The organism is Mycobacterium shunyiense (assembly GCF_058270075.1).
Genome location: NZ_JBZDPU010000026.1, coordinates 15,943 through 33,735, shown reverse-complemented (window position 1 = coordinate 33,735; position 17,793 = coordinate 15,943). Strand labels below are relative to the sequence as shown.

Here is a 17,793-nt window from a genome sequence, read left to right as displayed (position 1 = left end):
ACCGCGGTGGGTCAGTGGCTTCCGCAGGCCGCGCAGTCGTCGCGCGGCGGGCGTGGATCGCGCGGGTTGTCTGGGTCGGGATCGCCGAACCACCGCGAGGGCTCATGCTCGGGGTAGGTGTCGTGCCATGACCACCACTCGTATGCCTTGGTCTGCGGGTATCCTGGTGGGGAATCCTCCCAGGTTTCCTGTCGGCCGAGTGCGGTCATGTCCAGGAAGTTCCATGTGTTGACGAAAGCCTCGTCGCCCCGGTTGTCGATGAAATAGGTGCGGAATATCCGGTCACCGTCGCGAATGAACGCGTTGGTGCCGTGCCACTCGTCGACCCCGAAGTCCACGTCGAACTCCGCGCCGGGCCTGGGGACCATGGTGTACCAGGGATGACTCCACCCCATGCGTGTCTTGATCCGGGCGATGTCGGCCTGGGACCCGCGCGAGGCGTAGACCAGAGTGGTGTCGCGCGCGTTGAGATGGGCCAGGTTGCCGATGTGGTCGGCCATCAACGAGCAGCCGACGCAACCGTGTTCCGGCCAATCGTCCACACCCGGATCGAGGAACGCCCGGTACACGATCAGCTGGCGTCGTCCGGCGAACAGGTCGAGCAGTGTGGCGCTGCCGTCGGGGCCTTCGAACGCGTAGTCCTTGTCCACCGGCGTCCATGGCATGCGTCGGCGCAACGCCGCGAGCCGGTCCCGTGCGTGGGTGAATTCTTTTTCCTTGACCAGCATTTCGTCGAGTGCGGTCTGCCAGTCGGCGGCCGGCACGATCGGTGGATTCTTCATGGTTGCTCCCGTCGTCAGTCCGTTGCAACGCTCTTCAATCGTTCAACAAATCAGTTGAATAATGTTCCTCGAGGTAACCACGGTCCGCGGCTATAGTCAACAAGGTGGTTGAAGATCAAGTTCTGGACCGCGCGTATTCGGCGCTGGCCGATCCGACCCGTCGCCGGCTGTTGGAGGCACTCCGTGCGGGCGACGCCCGCATCAGCGACCTGGCTGCCCCGTTGCCGATGACCTTCGCCGGTGTCTCGCGCCATATCGGGGTGTTGGAGGCCGCGGGTCTGGTACAGCGCGAGATCCGAGGTCGAGAGCACTGGGTCTCGCTCAAACAGGACGGGTTGACCATGGCTCAGCAGTGGATGACCGAGCAGACGGACTTCTGGTCGAGTCGCGCGGATGCGCTGGCCGCCCGGTTGCGGCGGAAGGCAGATTCCCGATGACCGACGCGCCGACGGTCCGTGTGCGGCGATTGATGCCCGCGGCGCCCGATGTGGTGTTCGACGAATGGCTCGACCCCGAGTCGCTGCGGGAATGGATGTGCCCGCGGCCGGTGTACTGCGTCGAAGTGGCGGTCGAGCCTCGCGTCGGTGGGATCGTGCGCTTCGACATCGACGATTCCGGTTCGAGCGTGCTGATCACCGGACAGTTCCTGACCATCGACCGGCCCCGGGTGCTGCGATTCACCTGGAGCAACTCGGACTGGTCCGACCCGACCGTGGTCAGCATCGTCAACGTCGAATTCGAGCCGGCCGGCGACGGGCAGACGATGATGTCGATCGAGCATTCCCTTTTGCCGCCAGAGGAATTCGACAACTTCCACAGCGGGTGGACCCTCACGTTCGAGCAACTGGCGGCCCGCCTCGAAGGCGCCGCGACCTAGACTGCGGGCATGGACAGCGGCACTCAGGTTCAGTACGAGGCCCCGGCAGGCCTGCTCCGCATCGAGGACTGCCTGGACGAGAACGGCGGCATCGTGCTGCCCCCGGGCACCACCCTGATATCGCTGATCGACCGCAACATCGCCCACGTTCCAGACCTGGTCGCCTACCGCTACCTCGATCACAGCCAGGCCGCCGAAGAGGTCATCGAGCTGACGTGGACGCAGCTGGGCGTGCGGCTGCGGGCCGTCGCAGCGCGGCTGCAGCAGGTGGCCGGCCGCGGTGAGCGTGTCGCCATCCTCGCGCCCCAAGGGCTGGACTATGTCGTCGGGTTCTTCGCGGCGATCAAGGCCGGCAACATTGCCGTGCCGCTGTTCGCACCGGAACTGCAGGGGCATGCCGAACGCCTCGAGACCGCGCTGCTGGACTCCCGGCCGACCACGGTACTCACCACCGCCGCGGGCGATGCCGCGGTACGGGAGTTCCTCGCGACGATGCCGGATACGCTGCGTCCCCGGGTCGAGCTCATCGACGAGATTCCCGATTCGGCGGGGGACACCTTCACCCCGATCTCGGTCGATCCCGACGACATCTCCCACCTGCAGTACACGTCGGGCTCGACGCGTCCGCCGGTCGGGGTGGAGATCACCCACCGCGCGGTCGGCACCAACCTGCTGCAGATGATCCTGTCCATCGATCTGTTGAACCGAAACACCCACGGCCTCAGCTGGTTACCGCTCTATCACGATATGGGCCTGTCGATGATCGGATTTCCCGCGGTCTACGGCGGACACTCGACGCTGATGTCACCCACAGCGTTCATCCGCCGGCCCCAGAGATGGATCCGTGCGATGTCCGACGCCTCGAAACACGGCCGCGTGATCACCGCCGCACCTAACTTCGCCTACGAATGGACCGCGCAGCGCGGCGTTCCCGCCGCGGGGGAGGACGTCGATCTGAGCAATGTGGTGCTCATCATCGGTTCCGAGCCCGTAATCCCTGAGGTCATCACGGCCTTCAACGAGGTGTTCGCGCCGTACGGGCTGCCGCCCACAGCGTTCAAGCCGTCCTACGGCATCGCCGAGGCGACGCTGCTGATCTCGACGATCGGTCCGGGCGAGCAGTCGTCGGTGGTCTACTTCGACCGCGAACAGCTGACCCTGGGTCGGGCCGTCCGCGTCAACGCCCACGCCGAGGGTGCCGTCCCACATGTGTCGTGCGGTCATCCGGCCCGCAGCTTGTGGGCGGTGATCGTCGACCCCGCGACTGCCGACGGCCCCTCCGCGGAAGTTCCCGACGGTGCGGTCGGGGAGATCTGGTTGCACGGCAACAACATTGGCCGGGGTTACTGGGCCCGCCCCGAGGAGACGAGCAAGGTGTTCGGGGTGTCGTTGCATTCGCGTCTCGCCTCCGGCAGTCACGCCGCCGGGCTGCCGGAGGACGCCACCTGGCTGCGGACCGGCGATCTCGGGGTGTATTTCGAGGGGCAGTTCTATGTGACCGGGCGGATGGCCGACCTGGTGCGGATCGGCGGTCGCAGTCACTACCCGCAGGACATCGAGGCCACCGTGGCGGACGCGTCGCCACTGGTCCGGCGCGGTTATGTCACGGCGTTCACCGTCACTCCCGACGGCGACGGGGACGGTGCGCGGTTGGTGGTGATCGCCGAACGCGCCGCCCGCACCAAACAGGCCGATCCGGAGGAAGCCGGTGCGGCCATCCGCGCGGCAGTGGCCGACCGACACGGATTGACCGTCGCGGATCTGCGATTCCTGCCGGCAGGCGCGATTCCGAGGACCACCAGCGGCAAGCTGGCCCGCGTGGCTTGTCGCGGCGAGTATCTGGAAGGCACGTTGGGCGTGCGGTGACCGTTCGCCGCGGGCATGCTGGCTCGTATGAGCAGAGACGAGATCACCGCCGCGATCGTAGAAGCCCGTTTGACCAAGGGCCTGACGTGGCAGCAGCTGGCCGACGCCATCGACCGACCCGTGGTGTGGACGGTGTCCGCCCTGCTCGGGCAACATCCGGTACCGGCCGAGTCCGGCAGGATCATCGTGGACCTCCTCGGGCTGGACGAGTCGGTGATTCCGGTACTGGCTGCGGTCCCGATGCGAGGTGGACTGCCGACGGCCGTGCCCACCGATCCCACCATCTACCGGTTCTACGAGGCGCTCCAGGTCTACGGCGGAGCGCTCAAGGAAGTCATCCACGAACAGTTCGGTGACGGCATCATGAGCGCCATCAACTTCAGCGTCGATGTGCAGCGCAAGCCGCACCCTGCCGGAGACCGCGTGGTGGTGACGTTCGACGGCAAATTCTTGCCCTACGACTGGACTGCGGCCGAGCGAGTGGTCCGCTGCTAGTTTGCAGTCGTGGGCCAGTTCTCAGACTCGTGGGCGGCGCTGCGCGCTGCGGTGGCCGCGCTGGATCCCCAGGATTTCGCTCAGCCCTCCGGCTGTGCCGGTTGGCTGGTTCGAGATCTGGTGTGCCACCTCGTCATTGATGCCCAGGATGTGTTGATCACCCTGGTCACCCCGACCGACGCCGAATCGACCCGTAACGCGCTGACCTACTGGGAGGTCAGCAGAACGCCTCCGACGGGCAAGGATCCCTTGGACGCGCTGACCGTCAGGTTGGCAGCGGCATACGGGGATCCGGCCCTGCTCAAGTTTCATCTCGACGACGTGGGCTCGGCCGCGGAACGAGCCGCTGACCTTGCCGACCCGCACGCTCGGGTGGGCACGCAGGGACAGGTTCTCACCGTCGGCGACTACCTCGACGCCTACGTCCTGGAATGGACACTGCACCACCTTGATCTGGTCGCGCACCTGCCGGGGGTACCGAGCCCACCGGCGGCGGGGCTGGCCCGCTCACGCGCGATGTTGGGGGACATCACGGGCGCGCGGTTCCCCGCGGAGTTCTCCGATGACGACACCCTCCGGCTGGGGACCGGCAGGCGGGCGCCGACAGACCTGGAGCTGACCGCTCTCGGAGAGACGGCGGCACAGCTGCCGTTCATCCTGGGCTGAGCGCAGACCCTGGCCAAGCGGGCCGTCGACGGTCCATGATGGCGAGACATCCCGACGGTGACAGTAAGGATTCAAATGGCCACTCATCGAGCTGTTCACGTCCAGTCAGCTGGCGGCACCCTGGAACTCGTTGACGCTCAGACCCTCTCGCCCGATCGGGGACAGGTCCGGGTCGCCGTGGCCGCCTGTGGGGTCTGTGGCACCGATCGAGCCATTCTCAACGGCGGATTCCCGGGCATCGCGTGGCCGGTGACGCCGGGCCATGAGATCGCCGGCACCATCGCCGAAGTGGGCGCGGGCGTCACCGATTTCGAGGTGGGGGACCGGGTGGCGATCGGCTGGTTCGGCGGGCACTGCGGAGTCTGTATTCCTTGCCGGAAGGGCGATTTCATCGTCTGCGAGAAGGGTCAGGTGCCGAGCCTGCACTATCCGGGCGGCTACGCGGAATCCGTGACGGTGCCGGCCAACGCGCTCGCGCGGATACCCGACGAACTGTCCTTCGCCGAGGCCGCTCCGATGGGGTGCGCCGGGGTGACGACGTACAACGCGCTCCGACACACCCGGGCCCTGCCCGGCGACGTGGTCGCGGTCCTGGGCGTGGGCGGGTTGGGACACCTCGGGCTCCAGTTCGCCAGCGCGATGGGTTTCGAGACCGTCGCGATCGCCCGCGGCCCCGGCAAAGAAGCCGACGCCCGGACGTTGGGGGCCCGGCACTACATCGACTCGACCGCAGGCGACGTCAGCGCAGCCCTGCGGGACCTGGGCGGCGCGGCGGTGGTTCTGGCAACGGTGGGGAATTCGCAGGCCATGGCCGAGACGGTGGGCGGACTCGCGCCCCGCGGCGAGTTGGTGGCGATCGGGGTGTCGGCCGATCCGTTGCCCATCAGCCCGGTGCAACTGATCCAGCCCGCGCTGACCATCTCCGGGCACCCGTCTGGAACCGCACGTGACGTCGAAGAGACCATGCACTTCGCGGTGTTGTCGGGGGTGCGGGCCCGGATCGAGGAGCGCCCACTGGCTGAGGCGTCGAGCGCCTACGCCGCCATGGAGCAGGGACAGGCGCGCTACCGCATGGTCCTGACCATCTGATCGACGGTCGAAATCCGGTTTTCTCGCCCCACTGGTCACAGCGAACAGGTAGCGTCGGAACTTCGTTTGCTGGACGACGAATCGGTGGGGGCCGGAATGGCGTGGAAGCGGATGGCGACGGTTGCCGGCAGGGTTTTCTCCGGTAGGTCACCTGGCGTTGCCCAAGAGTTCGCCCGTGATATCTACTCTGCCCCGGTGCTTTTCACGCCGGGACGGCTCAGAACAGTGGTGTCCGTAGCGCTCGTTGCGCTCTTGGGATGCGCGGCCGCGCCAACACCCGCGTGGGCTGCGCCCTTACCGTCGGCGCAGATCGATTTCGGCGGCACGATGCGCACCTACCGGCTCCACCTACCGGCCGGGGGCCCACCATCCGGGCTGGTGGTCAATCTGCACGCTGCCGGCGCGACCGGAGCCGATCAGGCGGCGCTCACCCATTACGACGGGGTGGCCGACGCCCACGGGTTCGCCGTGGTCTACCCCGATGGCATCGATTACAGCTGGGCCGACGGCCGCGGCGCCTCGGTGCCCGACCGTCAAGGGGTCGACGATGTCGGGTTCATCTCGACCCTCGTCGATCGCCTCGTCGCCGAGAACGGCATCCCGCGCGGCCGGGTATATGCCACGGGTTTGTCGGCAGGTGGATTCATGGCCAATCGACTGGCGTGTGATCGCGCCGACCTGTTCGCCGCGATCGCCCCGGTGGCCGGCACGCTGGGGACAAATGTCGGCTGCAATCCGTCCAGGCCCGTTTCGGTCCTCGCCACCTACGGGACGGCCGACCCTGTCGTGCCTTTCAACGGTGGGCCGATGACGGGGCGGGGCGGAGGCAGCACCGTGGTGTCGGGGCCGGCGATGGTGGACCGGTGGCGTCAGATCAACGGCTGCCCGGCTCCGTCGGACGAGGTGCTGCCCAGCACGGGCGACGGCACCGAAACCCACCGCATCGCCTCCGACGGGTGTGCCGGCGGAACATCGGTGGTGTTCATGCGGGTCGACGGGGGCGGGCACACCTGGCCGGGCGTACCCGAGATCCTTCCCGTGCAGTCTGTCGGGGCAGCCAGCCACGCCTTCGACGCCTCGGATGCGTCCGGGCAGTTCTTCGCCTCCCACGGCAGATGACCGCGGTTCTCCGTTTCGGGTAGTCCGCTACGCGTGTCCGCACCACGCCGGGCCGATAGTTTCTGCGGATGCAGGCACATGAAAGTCCTTGTGTCGGCACCGAAACGACAGGAGTCGATCATGGCGATCACCTATGGGGTTCTGCGCGCACGACCGGACCGGTTCGTCAGGGAAGACGGGCAGTCCACCCCGCACCTGCAGATCCGGGCGGTTGACGACTCCGGACAACCGTGGCGGGTCGCGGTCAACGTCGAATCCAACGACGGCAGCGAGGTCGTCTTCTGGGTGGTGGATCCGCTGGTCGGACATCCCGTCGTCAACGGACTGGCCGCGGTGGCGTCCGGCTTCTCTGTCACCCCCGGCACGTCAGCGTCCTCGTTGGACTACGTCAAGGCGCCGCTGTTCGATTTCACGCTCGGCCGGGCGCTTCCGCCCAGTGGCAACGCGAATGCAGATGACCTGCAGGATCTTTTGAGCCTGTACCTGACCCAGTGCCAGACCGCCGGCGGCGAACTCTATGCCTTCGGTGCGAAATTCGACCGCAACCTGCACAAGCCGATCGATGCCGACTTCGGTAACACCGACGGTTTGCATGGTGTTCACGACATCCACATGAACCAGGGCAATGTCGGCGCGCACGCGGGGGACAACGGGGCCTTCCACGACGGCGGTCTTCTGCTGGCCTTTCCCGATCGTGTCGTCGGCATCCTGCTCGCCTTCCAGACCCAGCGGGTACCTACCGACCCACAGGGCGACGCGGCACCGGGTGCACAGCCCCTCTCCCGGTTGGTGGGGGCGGCCGGGGGCGGTGGCGAGGTGACCCCGGGCCTGGCGTATCTGGAGCGGGCGCTGATCAATCCCACCGGCCCGGACCCCGGACACGAAGCGGTGGTGATCGGCAACTACGCCACCGAGGCAGTGTCACTGCACGGTTGGCGCCTGGTCGACCGCAACGGTCGGGAGAGCAAACTGGATGCCGACCTGGCCGGTGGTGCATCGGCAGTCGTCGTGCTCGACGGGTCAGGCGCACAGCTCGGCAACTCCGGGGGAAACCTTCTGCTGGTCGATGATCATGGCACCCAGGTGGACAGCGTCACGTACTCCCGAGGCGATGCGGCCGCCGTGGACCGCTACGTGCGGTTCCAGCGTTAGCCGCCAGTATTCATCACGCCGCGGTAAACTCTCGCCGCGCTCCGAAGGCACCCGCTCGTGTGACCGAATACCGTTCGTTACCTGCGTGATTCACCCTGCGCGAAGCAGGGCGCAATCAAGCACTTTCGGATGGTGCCGCCGGCGGGCGGCGCCACCAACAGCACCGTGGCGTTACGGTTCGGTCGTGGATTGGCACAGCTGGCACGACGACTACGACCAGCCGGATTCGGCACTGGCACACCGGCTTCGCGCGGTGCAGACCTTGATCCGGCAGGCGCTGGACGAGGCTCCGGCAGGCCCGCTGCGGGTCGTCAGCCTGTGCGCCGGGCAGGGGCGCGATCTGCTCGAGGTGTTGACCGACCATCCGCGACGCGACGACGTTCGGGCGCGCCTGGTCGAGTTGGATCCCCGCAACGCCGAGATCGCCGCCGAAACCGTGGACCGGTACGGGCTGACCGGGGTCGAGGTGGTAACGGGTGACGCCGCTCTGATCGACCAGTACCAGGACCTGGTCCCCGCCGACATCGTCGTGGCGTGCGGCATCTTCGGCAACATCACCGATGAGGACATCGAGCGGACCATCGGCTTCCTGCCTCAGCTGACCAGAACCGGCGGTACGGTGCTGTGGACTCGCGGCCGCACCGTTCCCGACCGGATTCCATTGATCCTCAACTGGTTTGACGAGCGCGGTTTCGATCTGGTCTGGGTGTCGCAGCCGGATGTGAGTTACGGCGTCGGAGCCCACCGCTTCACCGGGTCACCCGAACCGGTGACACCGGCCGCCCAGATCTTCACCTTCGTCGGGTCCGACGTGATCCGGGCTGCCGACCGCGCCGGGTGACCTGAACCGACCGGCAGCCCGGCTTCCACCGGCCCGCGGCGGTTCATGACTACGCTGCACACAAATGGCTGAGGAAGGATTGAACGGCAGGGACCGCTTGCGTGGCGGGCTGCGCATGGCCCTGCGTGGACGTCGTGATCCGGCACCGGTGGCCGGCCGGCGCAGTCGCGCGTCGGCCGGCATGGGTGATGTGCACACCCGCAAGGTTCTCGACCTGACCATTCGGCTCGCCGAGGTGATGCTCTCGTCGGGGTCGGGTACCGCCGACGTCGTCGCCACCACCCAGGACGTCGCGCAGGCGTACCGGCTGACCGACTGCGTCGTCGACATCACCGTCGCGACCATCATCGTGTCGGCACTGCCCACCACGGACAGTCCTCCGGTCACGATCATGCGGGCGGTGCGGACCAGGTCCACCGACTACACCAGGCTGGCCGAACTCGATCGTCTGGTCCGGCGCATCACCTCCGGCGGTATCACCGTCGACGAGGCGCACGAGGCCATGGACGAGCTGACCGAGAGCCCGCATCCGTTCCCTCGGTGGCTCGCGACCGCCGGATGGGCGGGGTTCGCGCTCGGTATCGCGATGCTGCTGGGCGGCAACTGGTTGACCTGCCTGCTGGCCACCGTGACGGCTGCGCTGATCGACCGGGTCGGCCGTCTGCTGAATCGGATCGGCACGCCGTTCTTCTTTCAGCACGCGGTCGGCGCGGCGATTGCGACATTGATCGCGTTGGCGGCCTACCGCTACACGGGGCAGGGTCTCAGCGCGCTCGTCGCCACCGGGATCGTGTTGTTGCTGTCCGGGATGACGCTGGTCGGTGCCGTGCAGGACGCGTTGACCGGTTACATGGTCACCGCGGTCGCGCGACTCGGTGACGCCGTGTTTCTCACCGCGGGAATCGTCGTGGGCATCACCGGTGCCCTGCAGGCCGCCACCCTGCTGGGGATCCAGATCGAACTGCACGTCAACACGGCAGGCACCTTCATCACGCCGAGAGGACCGCTGCCGATCGTCCTGGCGGTCGTGGGTGCGGCGCTGGCCGGGATCTGCCTGACCATGGCCAGCTATGCACCGCTGCGGTCATTGCCCACCGCCGGGTTGGCAGCGGGGCTGGCCGAGCTGACGTTGATCGGGCTCGGGACGGCCGGCTTCGGCCAGTGGGCGGCCACCGGGATCGCGGCTGTCGGTGTCGGTTTCCTGGCGACGCTGATCTCCATTCGCCGGCAGTCTCCCGCGCTCGTGACGGCGACCGCCGGCATCATGCCGATGCTGCCCGGCCTCTCGGTGTTCTGGGCGGTGTTCGCGTTCGCCGTGGACGAGAAGTTCGGAGAGGGGCTCGCACACCTGCTGAGCGCGGCAGCGACGGCGTTGGCACTCGGCAGCGGCGTAGTGATGGGTGAGCTGCTCGGCTCCCCGCTGCGGTACCGCGCCGGACGCATCGGTGAGTTCTTCCGGAAAGAAGGACCGCCCGGCCTGCGCCGGGCGGTGGGCCAGGTGGTCCGCCTCCAACCGGCCGAGAACACGTCGGCTGTCGGCACTCCGCGCGCGGAAAGCGTCCCCCTGGAAGCAGCCCCGGCAGAGGAGCCCGAGGACGACGAGACCGCAGAGCCCGACAGCTGAGTCAGGCGATCGGCGTACCGACCGTAACCGATCCCGTCGACGTCATCGGGCCGTCGGGCCCGGCGGGATCAGGTGAACGGAAGGAAGTCGCCGTTGACCCAGACACCCCAGTGACCGCCCGCGGGCAGGTTCCACCAGACCATCGGGTGACCCTGCCACGTCTCGGCCGGCTTCTTCGGCGCGTTCGGCGGCGGCGGGAGGCTCGGATCGGGATCGGCGCTCGCGGTGGCCACGCCGAGGCCGAGTGCGGCCCCGATCAGGCCTGCGGCCGCGAAGGTCGCCACGGCTGCCTTGCTCAGGAACATGAATGCCACCTCGGTGCTCGAATCTGAACTTGGATAGTCGAAGCTTAGCCAATCGAACTGATCGGTTGTGCACCTGAGGTCGGACGACGGGCCTATAGGTCATCCTGGACCCGTGTGACGTGGCCTGACATGAGATCAGAAATATTTAGGGCCTCGATGTCGAGAACATCGTGACGGCTCCGTCCCCGTTGTGAGCGACCAACCCGGGTTGCGAATCCGAAGGGAGAATCCCATGGCCAAATACCTGTTCCTCAAGCACTACCGAGGTGCCCCCGCGTCGGTCAACGATATTCCGATGGACCAGTGGACCCCGGACGAGATCCAGGCCCACATCCAGTACATGAACGATTTCGCGGATCGGCTCAAGGACAGCGGTGAGTACGTCGACAGCCAGGCCCTGGCCCCGGAAGGCACGTGGGTCCAGTACGGCGGCGAGGGCAAGCCACCGGTGACCGACGGCCCCTTCGCCGAGACCAAGGACCTGATCGCAGGGTGGATGGTCGTCGACGTCGATTCCTACGACCGCGCGGTCGCATTGGCCGGAGAACTGTCCGCGGCACCGGGTGCGGGCGGGCGGCCCATCCACGAGTGGCTGGAGGTGCGCCCGTTCCTGACCGCCCCACCGACTGTCACCGACTGATGGCGCCCGGTGCGGTGGACGAGGCCAGGCTCCGGGATCTGATTCCCGGTGTCCTGGCCGCCCTCGTCCACCGTGGTGCGGACTTCGCGACGGCAGAGGACGCCGTGCAGGAGGCCTTGGTCCGGGCGTGGGAGACCTGGCCGCACGGGCGGCCCGACGATCCCAAGGGCTGGTTGATCACCACGGCGTGGCGCAGGTTCCTCGACCTCACCCGATCCGATGCTGCTCGGCGCAACCGTGAGGCCAGGGTTTCTGCGGAGCCGGCCGCCGGGCCGGCCGGCGCGGTGGATGACACCTTGCAGCTCTACTTCCTGTGTGCGCACCCGAACCTGACCTCCTCGGCCGCTGTCGCCCTGACCCTGCGGGCTGTCGGAGGCCTGACCACCCGCCAGATCGCGCAGGCCTATCTGGTGCCGGAAGCGACGATGGCGCAACGGATCAGCCGTGCCAAGCGCACCGTGGCCGCCGTTCGGCTGGATCGTCCCGGCGACCTGCGCACCGTGCTGCGGGTGCTGTATCTGGTGTTCAACGAGGGCTACAGCGGCGATGTCGACCTGGCAGCCGAGGCGATCAGGCTCGCCCGTCAGCTGGCCCGAACCACCGACGATCCGGAAGTCGGCGGTCTGCTGGCGTTGTTCCTGCTGCACCACGCCAGGCGCCCGGCGCGTACCCGGTCCGACGGGACCCTGGTTCCTCTCGCGGAGCAGGACCGCACGTTGTGGCGGCGCGATCTGATCACCGAGGGCGTGTACGTCCTGCAAGCCGCCCTGGCACGCGACCGGCTCGGGGAGTATCAGGCCCAGGCGGCGGTGGCAGCGCTGCACGCCGACGCCCAGTCCGCCGAGGAGACAGACTGGGTGCAGATCGTCGAGTGGTACGACGAACTCGTCGCACTCACCGACAGCCCGGTGGTACGCCTCAACCGCGCAGTCGCGTTAGGTGAAGCCGATGGGCCGCAGGCAGGTCTGGCCGCGCTCGCCGAACTGGACCCGGCGTTGCCGCGCCACACCGCTGCGGCGGCCTACCTTCACGAGCGGGCAGGGGACATCTCAACGGCGGCACGGCTGTACGTGCAGGCCGCGGCCGAGGCGCATTCGCTGGCCGAGCGCAACCACCTCACCTTGCGCGCATCCGCGCTGCACGGTCGCATTTCTGGCGACGACGGTTAACCTCCTAGTTGTGGGCAACAGTCGGAAGAGAGTGTTGATCATCGGTGGGGGATTCGGCGGGCTGTTCTGTGCGCGTCGATTGGGCGGAGTCGACGTCGACGTGACCCTGCTCGATCGGGCGGCGGGACACCTGTTCCAGCCGCTGCTCTACCAATGCGCCACCGGGACCTTGGGCTTCGGCCAGATCAGCCGACCGCTGCGCGAGGAGTTCGAGCGTCACCGCAACGTCACCACATTGCTTGGCGACGCGATCGACATCGACCCCGAGTTGCGCCGGGTTACGGCCCGCCGGCCGGATGAGACGACGTTCACCCTCGACTACGACGTCCTCGTCGTGGCCGCGGGAATGCAGCAGTCCTACTTCGGCAAAGAACATTTCGCGGAGTGGGCGCCCGGAATGAAGACACTCGACGACGCACTCAACATCCGGCAACGGGTTTTCACGGCTTTCGAGATCGCCGAGACACTGCCAGCGGGCCCCGAGCGTGACGGTTGGCTCACGTTCGCTGTCGCCGGCGGCGGTCCGACCGGGGTCGAGCTGGCCGGGCAGATCCGCGAGATGGCCACGCGCACCTTGGCTCACGAGTTTCACAGCATCGAGCCCAAGGAAGCCCGGGTGCTGCTGTTCGACGGCGGGGAACGGGTGCTGAAGGCTTTCTGCTCCGAGCTGGGGGAGAAGGCGACGAAGTCGCTGCAGAAACTGGGCGTGGAACTGCACATGGGAGTCCACGTGACCGACGTCAACCGGGACGGGGTGACCGTCACCCCGAAGTCCGGTGGGCCCGACGAGCAGTACGCGGCCCGAACCGTGTTGTGGACGGCCGGGGTCGAAGCTGTGCCATTTGCCCGGCACCTCGCCCAGGTGCTGGAAGTCGAGGCCGATCGCAGTGGGAGAATCACTGTGGGGCCTGATCTTTCGATCGACGGCCGTCCTGAGATCTTCGTGATCGGAGATCTGGCCGGCCGGGAGAACCTGCCGGGCGTCGCCGAGAACGCGATGCAGGGCGGGCTCCACGTGGCCTCGTGTGTCCGCCGGGAACTCGCCGGAAAACCCCGGCGGCCGTTCCGCTACCGAGACCTCGGCTCGGCGGCCTACATCGCGCGCCGACAGGCACTGCTGCAGGTCGGCCCGGTCAAGCTGGCCGGCTTTTTCGGTTGGCTGGCTTGGGGTTTCATCCATATCGCGTTCCTCACCGGCGTACGCAACCGCGTCAGCACGGTGACCACCTGGCTGACCACCATCGCCCGCGAGAACCGTGGGCACCGGGCGTTCATGCTCGGCGCGACCGGCCTGCCCGAGCAGCGCTATACGTGGACCACGTGGGACGCGCTGACACCGCCGCCTGCCGAGACGACGCCGGACGGAAACGACCGCTAGGACCTGCCGGGGCGGGCGTTACCCGCCTTTGGCCGGCCTGGTCTGAAGGTCGGGTGCGGCGGCTGCAAGCAGGGCCTGACGATCGCCCGTCAACGGCGGGTAGATCCGTTCGGTGTTGATGGCCTTCTTGGTGGCCTTGGCCACCGTGCCGGTTGCCACGACATGTCGGTCCCAGCCCTCGGTGTAGACCGCGCCGGCCGGACCGAGATCGAGAACGGTGACATACCAGGGGATTCGCAGCGCGCGCATGGGTTGGTCGAGGAGGTCGCCGATCACGTTGTACCCGGCGTAGCGCCCCATCGGCCTGCCGTGTTGGCACGACATCACCGACGGGTGACTGTCGTCGATCCGCGCGGCGGCCACATCGCCGGCCGCGAACACCGCGGGCACACCCTCGACGCGGAGGTACTCGTCGACGGGCAGTCGACCGAACCGGTCCAGCGTCACCGGCAGTTGGGCCGTCAATGGGTTGGCCCGCATTCCCGCACACCACACCACGGTTGCCGCCGGTACCACCGCGCCGGACGACAAGGTAACGGCACCGATGTCGACAGCGGACACGCCGACACTGGTCATCACCTGAACTCCGTTGTCGGACAATGCGGTTTCGATCACCGGACGCGCCGAGTCGCCCATATCCGAGCCGACCTGCGGGTTGTGATCGACGAGCACGACCTTCGGTGTGACGCGACCTTCGAACAGCGCGGAGAGCCGTGAGGGCAGTTCGCACGCGGTCTCGATACCGGTGAGCCCCGCTCCGACGACGACGACCGTGCCGGCGCCCGAGATCTGCGGATTGGCGGCCAACGTGTCGAGGTGATCGGCGAGGCGCCTGGCACCGTCGAATGTATCGACGTCGAAACCGAATTCGGCCAGCCCGGGAACATTCGGTCGTGCGACCCGGCTGCCGGCGGCCAGCACCAGCCGGTCATAGCCGATGACGCGTGTTCGGCCATCCTGCAGTGCGGTGACATTCCGGGCCTCGACGTCGACTGCCGTGACCTCGGCGACAACGTGATCCACACCGACGGGATCCAGCAGCTTGTGCAGAGGGATTCGGCAGTCGTCGAGATCGGTCTCGTAGTTGCGCACGCGAATGTCGTGAAAGGGACGCTCACTGACCACGGTGATCTGCACGCCCTGTGCCGCCGTTCCGAGTTCGTCGAGGCGTCTGGCGGCCCCGAGCGCTGCCCACAGCCCGGCGAAACCCGATCCGACGACCAGTACCCGAGACACGGATTCAGCCTGCCACGCGGGGCGCACCGGGGTCGTCCGGACGCCTCGAAGAAGTCCTGCCGGCGGCGCTCCAACCCAGCGCGCCACCGAGGCGGTATGCGACGATGCACGGACCGCCCTGACTCCCGAAGGAGTTTGGCGGGTGCATCGAGAGAGGACCACCGGATAGATGACCGAAGCGCACGGCGCCACGTTCGCCATCAAGGGGGCCAAGCTCGCGATCGCAGGACTGACCGCCGTCGGTGCCGTGCTGGCCGCGGCAGGACAGGCTGCAGCGGACCCCGTCGTGCCTGATCCAGCGCCCGCACCGGCGGATCCCGCCCTGGCAGCGCCCCCGCCGCCGGCACCGGCCGGTCCGCCGCAGGTGCCCGAGATCGCCAACCCGGTGTACGGCTCGGGCCAGTACGGCGGCGGCCCGGTCGGCACGCTCAGGGATCTCTGGCATCAGGCCCATGACCCGGGCGGCTTCCAGGGCGGTGGGGGAGCACCCGAAGGGGTCGCACCGCCTCCCGGCGCCGGCCCGGCGCCGCCGCTGCCGCCTGGTTACGTGTCGATCAACGCTCCCGGCTCCGAGACGCCGGTCACCGCTCCTGCTCCGGGTAGCGCACCCGCGGGCCCGGCGCTGCCACCCGGGTACTACTCGCTCAACGGCCCACCGCCGCCGGGATACGAGTACAACTCGCCCGGGCGCCAACCTGCTGCGCCGCCGGCGGCTCCTACGCCGTAGCCGGGCGTCCCAGTACGTGGCCCAGTGCCTGCTCCAGGCGCGGATGGCGGAAGCTGTGGTCGGCGGCCGTCAGGGCCGCGGGAACCGCCCGCTGGCTGGCGCAGGCGAGTTCGCGGGCACCTTGGTCGCCCAGCAGTAGCCGTGGTCCCAGGGTGGGCACCGGCAGAATCGTCGGTCGGCGCAGAACGTGGCCGAGCGTGTTGGTGTATTCGGCGTTGCGCACCGGCTCCGGTGCCACCGCGTTGACCGGGCCCGACAGCTGCTCGTCCCACAACGCGCGGTGATAGATGTCGACCAGGTCGTCGATACCGATCCAGGGCAACCACTGCTGCCCGTCGCCGATGCGGCCGCCGAGTCCGGCGGCGAACAGCGGACGCAGCAGCCGTAACGTGCCGCCGCTCGGGGACTGGACGATTCCGGTGCGGATGCGCACCACGCGGGTGCCTGATCGTTGCGCCGGGGCCAGGGCGCCCTCCCAGTCGGCCACCACATCGGCGAGGAAGCCGTCGCCGCGCTCGCTGGCCTCGGTGAGAACCTCGTCGCCGCGGTCGTATCCATAGAAACCGACCGCCGAGGCACTGACGACCACTTGTGGACCGGGGTCGGTGTCGGCGATCAGTTCCGCGAGCCGGCGGGTGGGCTCGATGCGGCTGTCGCGGATCGCGCGGCGGTGTCCTTCGGTGAACCGGCCTGCGATCGACGCGCCGGCCAGGTGGATGACGGCGTCCACGCCGTCGAACAGCTGGGGGTCAGGGTTGTCCGGGTCCCATTGCCGCTCATCAGGTTTGGTTGTTGCGCGGCGCACCAGCCGGATGACCCGGTGGCCGCCGGTGCTCAGGAAAGCGGTCAACGCCGACCCCACCAGTCCGGACGCCCCGGTGACCGCGATCGTCAGCGGCGCCAGGCCTTGTGCGTGGGCCCTTTGGTGGGCGGCGAGGTCGTCGGCGAGTTGGCGGTGACGGTAGACGAACATCGGGCGAAGGAAGTGACCGGGCACCGGCGTCTCGACGCGGTCGGTCATCCGGGTGTGGGCCGCATCGATCGCGTCGAACTCATGAATGTGCTTCCAGTGCACTGCCAACGCGGCGGGTAGCGAGGCGGGCCCGCCGCGGGCGATCTCGTCGACGAAGCGCCGGGGTGGGTCATAGCCGTCAGCCTGGTGCTGAGCCACCCACCGCAGACCGCCGGGCAGTGCGAGTTCGGCGCGGCCGTCACGCAGCGAGGTCGCCTCGGATCTGAGCGTCATGGCTTGCCACGGCGGTGACAGCCTGGTGAACGCGCCGGGGCGGCCGTGCCAGGCGAAGATTTCTTCCTGCGGGGCGTCGACGATGCTGGAGTACACCAATCCCATCGGCCGACGTTACCCGCAGAATCGCACCTATGCCGCGGCCCGCTTGGCCCGCATACCCGCGTAGGCGAACAACAGGCCGGTACCGATCTCGGAAAGTGCTGTCACCCAGGAGAACCAGGTGACGTTGAGGCGAGGACCGCTGAGATAGCTGTCCTGGAAGTCCGGCCAGAAATTCGGTAGCAGGTGTGCGTAGGTGAATATGACGGCGCTGCCGACACCGGTGAAGATCGCGAGGTCGGGCGCCCGGGGATGTCCGCGCAGGGTCATGGCGATCGCGATGATGACGATCACGCCCTGAATCATGCCGCCGGCCATGACGAACATCGGTGACGCCGACATTCCCCGGAGCAGGTGGTCGATCACATGCAGGCCCCAGCCGAGCAGGAACGTGTAGGCCGTCAGGCGCAGAAAGCGTTGTGTCTGAACGATTGTCGGTGCCGTCATAGGACCCCAAGTCGTCTACTACAACCGATAGT

Annotated in this window: 19 protein-coding genes; 14 read left to right on the top strand and 5 right to left on the bottom strand. The window is 67.8% G+C overall.

Going from position 1 to position 17,793, the window contains the following annotated elements; all coding sequences use genetic code 11:
* Positions 1-11: 11 nt before the first annotated feature.
* The gene (locus AC4ELH_RS26740; protein ID WP_064958769.1) at positions 12-782 is read right to left on the bottom strand and encodes a DUF899 domain-containing protein; all 771 of its coding nucleotides are present in this window, start codon (positions 780-782) and stop codon (positions 12-14) included.
* 104 nt (positions 783-886) lie between these two features.
* Here AC4ELH_RS26740 and AC4ELH_RS26735 point away from each other — a divergent pair, with 104 nt between their 5' ends.
* From AC4ELH_RS26735 to AC4ELH_RS26690, 10 genes are all read left to right on the top strand, one after another.
* Complete coding sequence (locus tag AC4ELH_RS26735; RefSeq protein ID WP_064878118.1) at positions 887-1,219, top strand: ArsR/SmtB family transcription factor; 333 nt, start codon at positions 887-889, stop codon at positions 1,217-1,219.
* On the top strand, positions 1,216-1,659 hold the full coding sequence (locus AC4ELH_RS26730) for an SRPBCC family protein (protein WP_448448703.1): 444 nt from the start codon (positions 1,216-1,218) through the stop codon (positions 1,657-1,659). Before AC4ELH_RS26735 ends, AC4ELH_RS26730 begins: the two co-directional genes overlap by 4 nt.
* A gap of 9 nt (positions 1,660-1,668) precedes the next feature.
* Positions 1,669-3,525, top strand: a complete 1,857-nt coding sequence (locus tag AC4ELH_RS26725) for a fatty acyl-AMP ligase (RefSeq protein WP_448448705.1) — start codon at positions 1,669-1,671, stop codon at positions 3,523-3,525.
* A 27-nt stretch (positions 3,526-3,552) separates the two neighbouring features.
* On the top strand, positions 3,553-4,020 hold the full coding sequence (gene cynS, locus AC4ELH_RS26720) for a cyanase (protein ID WP_055114307.1): 468 nt from the start codon (positions 3,553-3,555) through the stop codon (positions 4,018-4,020).
* Positions 4,021-4,029: 9 nt separating this feature from the next.
* Positions 4,030-4,686 carry a maleylpyruvate isomerase N-terminal domain-containing protein gene (locus AC4ELH_RS26715; protein WP_064885289.1) on the top strand — a complete coding sequence of 219 codons (657 nt, stop codon included), beginning with the start codon at positions 4,030-4,032 and terminating at the stop codon, positions 4,684-4,686.
* Between the two features lie 75 nt (positions 4,687-4,761).
* Complete coding sequence (locus AC4ELH_RS26710; protein WP_498887729.1) at positions 4,762-5,775, top strand: alcohol dehydrogenase catalytic domain-containing protein; 1,014 nt, start codon at positions 4,762-4,764, stop codon at positions 5,773-5,775.
* Positions 5,776-5,970: 195 nt separating this feature from the next.
* Positions 5,971-6,894 carry an extracellular catalytic domain type 1 short-chain-length polyhydroxyalkanoate depolymerase gene (locus AC4ELH_RS26705; protein WP_064885314.1) on the top strand — a complete coding sequence of 308 codons (924 nt, stop codon included), beginning with the start codon at positions 5,971-5,973 and terminating at the stop codon, positions 6,892-6,894.
* 120 nt (positions 6,895-7,014) lie between these two features.
* Positions 7,015-8,046, top strand: a complete 1,032-nt coding sequence (locus tag AC4ELH_RS26700) for a DUF2278 family protein (RefSeq protein WP_448448708.1) — start codon at positions 7,015-7,017, stop codon at positions 8,044-8,046.
* A 184-nt stretch (positions 8,047-8,230) separates the two neighbouring features.
* Positions 8,231-8,887 (top strand): class I SAM-dependent methyltransferase, encoded by a 657-nt coding sequence (locus AC4ELH_RS26695; RefSeq protein ID WP_448448709.1) that lies wholly within the window; start codon positions 8,231-8,233, stop codon positions 8,885-8,887.
* A 64-nt stretch (positions 8,888-8,951) separates the two neighbouring features.
* Positions 8,952-10,511 carry a threonine/serine exporter family protein gene (locus AC4ELH_RS26690; protein WP_064958763.1) on the top strand — a complete coding sequence of 520 codons (1,560 nt, stop codon included), beginning with the start codon at positions 8,952-8,954 and terminating at the stop codon, positions 10,509-10,511.
* A gap of 68 nt (positions 10,512-10,579) precedes the next feature.
* Here AC4ELH_RS26690 and AC4ELH_RS26685 read toward each other — a convergent pair whose 3' ends face one another.
* The gene (locus tag AC4ELH_RS26685) at positions 10,580-10,816 is read right to left on the bottom strand and encodes a hypothetical protein (RefSeq protein ID WP_064885309.1); all 237 of its coding nucleotides are present in this window, start codon (positions 10,814-10,816) and stop codon (positions 10,580-10,582) included.
* A 232-nt stretch (positions 10,817-11,048) separates the two neighbouring features.
* On the opposite strand from AC4ELH_RS26685, the gene AC4ELH_RS26680 reads away from it, so the two are divergent.
* From AC4ELH_RS26680 to AC4ELH_RS26670, 3 genes are read left to right on the top strand one after another with little or no spacing between them, the layout of a single operon-like run.
* Entirely contained in the window at positions 11,049-11,456 is a 408-nt protein-coding gene (locus tag AC4ELH_RS26680; protein ID WP_064934612.1) for a YciI family protein, read from the top strand.
* Positions 11,456-12,625, top strand: a complete 1,170-nt coding sequence (locus AC4ELH_RS26675; protein ID WP_448448710.1) for an RNA polymerase sigma factor — start codon at positions 11,456-11,458, stop codon at positions 12,623-12,625. The genes AC4ELH_RS26680 and AC4ELH_RS26675 overlap by 1 nt, the downstream gene beginning before the upstream one ends.
* A gap of 10 nt (positions 12,626-12,635) precedes the next feature.
* Positions 12,636-14,003, top strand: a complete 1,368-nt coding sequence (locus AC4ELH_RS26670; protein WP_064885277.1) for an NAD(P)/FAD-dependent oxidoreductase — start codon at positions 12,636-12,638, stop codon at positions 14,001-14,003.
* A gap of 18 nt (positions 14,004-14,021) precedes the next feature.
* Here the strand turns inward: AC4ELH_RS26670 and AC4ELH_RS26665 are convergent, their stop codons facing one another.
* Positions 14,022-15,239 carry an NAD(P)/FAD-dependent oxidoreductase gene (locus tag AC4ELH_RS26665; RefSeq protein ID WP_498887725.1) on the bottom strand — a complete coding sequence of 406 codons (1,218 nt, stop codon included), beginning with the start codon at positions 15,237-15,239 and terminating at the stop codon, positions 14,022-14,024.
* A gap of 199 nt (positions 15,240-15,438) precedes the next feature.
* On the opposite strand from AC4ELH_RS26665, the gene AC4ELH_RS26660 reads away from it, so the two are divergent.
* Positions 15,439-15,966, top strand: a complete 528-nt coding sequence (locus AC4ELH_RS26660) for a hypothetical protein (RefSeq protein ID WP_165609175.1) — start codon at positions 15,439-15,441, stop codon at positions 15,964-15,966.
* On the opposite strand, the gene AC4ELH_RS26655 is transcribed toward AC4ELH_RS26660, so the two are convergent.
* Both AC4ELH_RS26655 and AC4ELH_RS26650 read right to left on the bottom strand, forming a co-directional pair.
* On the bottom strand, positions 15,956-17,317 hold the full coding sequence (locus tag AC4ELH_RS26655) for a TIGR01777 family oxidoreductase (RefSeq protein ID WP_498887724.1): 1,362 nt from the start codon (positions 17,315-17,317) through the stop codon (positions 15,956-15,958). The genes AC4ELH_RS26660 and AC4ELH_RS26655 overlap by 11 nt on opposite strands.
* A 27-nt stretch (positions 17,318-17,344) precedes the next feature.
* A complete protein-coding gene (locus tag AC4ELH_RS26650; protein ID WP_448448714.1) occupies positions 17,345-17,761 on the bottom strand; it encodes a hypothetical protein in 417 nt (138 codons plus the stop codon).
* Positions 17,762-17,793: the final 32 nt, after the last annotated feature.

Excerpts from the sequence above, each read along its gene's own strand:
- AC4ELH_RS26740 (WP_064958769.1), bottom strand. The coding sequence starts at position 782 with ATGAAGAATCCACCGATCGTGCCGGCCGCCGACTGGCAGACCGCACTC.
- AC4ELH_RS26730 (WP_448448703.1), top strand. The coding sequence starts at position 1,216 with ATGACCGACGCGCCGACGGTCCGTGTGCGGCGATTGATGCCCGCGGCG.
- AC4ELH_RS26725 (WP_448448705.1), top strand. The coding sequence starts at position 1,669 with ATGGACAGCGGCACTCAGGTTCAGTACGAGGCCCCGGCAGGCCTGCTC.
- cynS (WP_055114307.1), top strand. The coding sequence starts at position 3,553 with ATGAGCAGAGACGAGATCACCGCCGCGATCGTAGAAGCCCGTTTGACC.
- AC4ELH_RS26710 (WP_498887729.1), top strand. The coding sequence starts at position 4,762 with ATGGCCACTCATCGAGCTGTTCACGTCCAGTCAGCTGGCGGCACCCTG.
- AC4ELH_RS26700 (WP_448448708.1), top strand. The coding sequence starts at position 7,015 with ATGGCGATCACCTATGGGGTTCTGCGCGCACGACCGGACCGGTTCGTC.
- AC4ELH_RS26690 (WP_064958763.1), top strand. The coding sequence starts at position 8,952 with ATGGCTGAGGAAGGATTGAACGGCAGGGACCGCTTGCGTGGCGGGCTG.
- AC4ELH_RS26685 (WP_064885309.1), bottom strand. The coding sequence starts at position 10,816 with ATGTTCCTGAGCAAGGCAGCCGTGGCGACCTTCGCGGCCGCAGGCCTG.
- AC4ELH_RS26680 (WP_064934612.1), top strand. The coding sequence starts at position 11,049 with ATGGCCAAATACCTGTTCCTCAAGCACTACCGAGGTGCCCCCGCGTCG.
- AC4ELH_RS26675 (WP_448448710.1), top strand. The coding sequence starts at position 11,456 with ATGGCGCCCGGTGCGGTGGACGAGGCCAGGCTCCGGGATCTGATTCCC.
- AC4ELH_RS26655 (WP_498887724.1), bottom strand. The coding sequence starts at position 17,317 with ATGGGATTGGTGTACTCCAGCATCGTCGACGCCCCGCAGGAAGAAATC.
- AC4ELH_RS26650 (WP_448448714.1), bottom strand. The coding sequence starts at position 17,761 with ATGACGGCACCGACAATCGTTCAGACACAACGCTTTCTGCGCCTGACG.